The 1,881-nt window shown below is 42.7% G+C and carries 2 protein-coding genes; both read right to left on the bottom strand.

Annotation, left to right across the window (positions count from 1 at the left end; all coding sequences use genetic code 11):
- Nucleotides 1-907: 907 nt before the first annotated feature.
- Nucleotides 908-1,489: a YihA family ribosome biogenesis GTP-binding protein gene (locus tag ACWFR3_RS46775; RefSeq protein ID WP_015059029.1), complete on the bottom strand. Its 582-nt coding sequence runs from the start codon at nucleotides 1,487-1,489 to the stop codon at nucleotides 908-910.
- The coding region (locus ACWFR3_RS46770; RefSeq protein WP_453740813.1) for a hypothetical protein at nucleotides 1,482-1,881 on the bottom strand (400 nt) is incomplete at its 5' end. The genes ACWFR3_RS46775 and ACWFR3_RS46770, both read right to left, overlap by 8 nt.

Below are 1,881 nucleotides of genomic sequence, written 5' to 3'. Positions count from 1 at the left end.
TGATACATCTGTGCAACACCTTGTTGCGTGTTGTCGCATCCAGGATGCGACAACGTTGTGTCACCCTGGATGCAACAGGTAAACAAAAAACACACTAAAAAAACAACAACTTACAAATCGGCGTAAAAGATCTATTCTAGGCAAGGGTGTTTCGCTCAGCGCAACACCCTTTGGAGGTGTCGGGGCGCAGCCCTGACCCAGTCACGTAGCGATAGCGGAGTGTATACTGGCTTATTCCTCTGCAAGCCTCGTCAGCCGTGATTTTTGTTCGATTTCGTGCTCTCCACGTTCAACAGTTCCATCATGTTTTTGCCGTCCGTTCACCGCTAAAACGCCTCAGAAATCGGGACAGGATGTGCAAATGTAATACCGTCACCCACGACGATATTCCGTTTGCCATCTGGTCAGGGCTGTGCCCCGACACCCATCAGTGCGTACGTGCTCAATCTAACTACCGGTTCTCTTCCGCTTCCTCGCCCACTCGCTCACTAACGTTCGGTCGCTGGGGCTGCGGCGAGCGGTGCCACCTCTCGCATGTTGTCGGTGATTCCGTCGTTGTTCTTTCGGGGATGAGTCGTCAGATAGCCCTTCAAACGCTCTCAGACGCACGAAACGGGTTTTAAATGCCCGCCAGGGCATGGGAGGCGCGAAAATGCGTTACAGAGGCTCTCAGGAGGTCAGGCGCGCCGATACCCCTAACCAGGGGCTTTCAGGTCGCCAGGAACCGCGCCAGCCCCCTGTAAAGCCTATTCGCACGGAACAGGCAGTTACTCGGTTGGCAGGTGGTCGCAGACCGTCGATGTTGCAGCGATGGGGGTCTGGGGTTCTCCCCAGACGGTTTCCGGTTGCGCTCAAGGCGCTGCCGGAACCGTGGAGGATTGTTATCTGATATAGTTTCAGTGCAAAACTAACGTCGAAGTAAAGTTCGTTCTTGTAACCGATTATACCAATCAAAGCCTTTATATCCGGTATTGTCTCTAATTCTGTATTTAATGCTGCTAGTTTTTAAGTTAAAACCTTTTAATTCCTGATAAAAATGTTCTTTATCCTTTTTAATTAAATCTAATTCAGAGTATAGGCCATCTATGATTTTTTTGATCATGTTTATTTCTGCTTGTATTTCTTTTTTCTTTTCATAATCATTGCTTTCTTTTTTATCATTAAATAATTTAGAGCGGTGAGCTTTAAGTTTATTGATAGCATCATAAATAGCGCCCATTGATTTTTTAGCATCATTAAGAAGTTTATATGCTTCATTTGCCACTTTCATACATGAATAATGAAGGTCAACTAACTGATGAAAATCATACATTGATTGAACATATTCGACATGTTGTTCTATATATCTCTTATGTTCTTCGATGCTTTTACATACTGATTCTCGTTGATTTTCCCATCGCTTTTTTTCTTCTCCGGCGCGTTCATCAAGCTCGTTCAAGATATATAAACCAACACCTACAGCAGCAACTCCGAGTATGATATTAAACATAATTATCCTGATGATCCTCTATCAACAACGCATCATTGTAACTAGAATCAATACTACTTAACAAAGATTTGAATTTTTCATATGACTCAGACCGTTGATCACTGAGCATGCCTTTCATAATGATAAGAGTATCGTTCATCGCCTTTTTACTTTCCAACGAAACGTCATTGCTACATATGCTTGAAACAAGCTTTGATATCTCTTTAATTAAGTCTGATTTTGTTATTGATATTTGCTTAAAATCATTTGCAGCAGCTATCAACTTCAACTCATTACTCTTTCTTCTTGTTTCTAGCTCATACATTGCCTTTTTAAAATTAGTATCTATTTTAAGGCGCATCAAACTGGCTTGTTCTTTTATTTTGAGTGACTCAAGCTCAAGTGCTTTACAC

It is taken from the genome of Streptomyces sp. NPDC055189 (assembly GCF_053606765.1).
Note: the sequence above shows the minus strand (reverse complement) of the source record. Positions and strands in the feature narration are given on the sequence as shown.

What these genes read in the sequence shown, in the direction of transcription:
- ACWFR3_RS46775 (WP_015059029.1), bottom strand. Translation starts at nt 1,489, where the DNA reads ATGTTTAATATCATACTCGGAGTTGCTGCTGTAGGTGTTGGTTTATAT.